The organism is Corynebacterium sp. HMSC06C06, assembly GCF_001807295.1.
Lineage (GTDB): Bacteria > Actinomycetota > Actinomycetes > Mycobacteriales > Mycobacteriaceae > Corynebacterium > Corynebacterium striatum.
Map to the genome: position 1 here is coordinate 1 of NZ_KV788452.1, position 605 is coordinate 605.

General features: G+C 52.9%; 1 pseudogene. It reads right to left on the reverse strand.

The window, feature by feature from the left end:
* Positions 1 to 449 (reverse strand): annotated as a pseudogene (locus HMPREF3153_RS00250) (helix-turn-helix domain-containing protein); the annotation flags it as partial.
* Between the last annotated feature and the right edge of the window lie 156 nt (positions 450 to 605).

A 605-nucleotide genomic window follows, 5' to 3' on the forward strand; every position in this document is an offset into this window, starting at 1 on the left:
GGCACTTTGTCACCGGCCCAGTCAACGTAAAGCTCTTGGCCTGGCTCATGGGTGATAACTTCAACGAGATCATTGGCACGCAGAAACTCATTGAGCCCACTGCAAAACTGGGAGTACTGGTACTTTGTCTTGTCCGTCGGACACGGCTGCGATAAGTAGTCCATCCACAGCTTATGCCTGGTCACATGCTTTGTACTTTTCAGCTTGCGTGCAAGAGCGTGAAAATCAGGCTGGTCGTAGGACATCGTCCGTTTACTCCGGCCGTCGCTGAATCGATCATCGAACCATCCCGGTGGAAGTTGACGGAAACGCTCTGGAGTTAGTGCCTCATCGTTGATGACTTTCTTTGCGCGGGATACTTCTCGTCGTGAACATCCCAATGCGTGTGTGATCTGCGCGTAGCTAGCACCATCAAGGCACATCGCGATGATCTGTTTGAAGTTGGCCACAAGGACCAGCTCCTTCCAAGTAGAAGTTGACGCAACACCAGCGGATCGTGGTGCCGCCAACATCAACTATGAAAGAAAACCCCCTTGCAGTACCGGGTACGTGGAACCCCGGTACCAACTACGCGGACTCGCGGTACCAACTACCCCAAATCGACA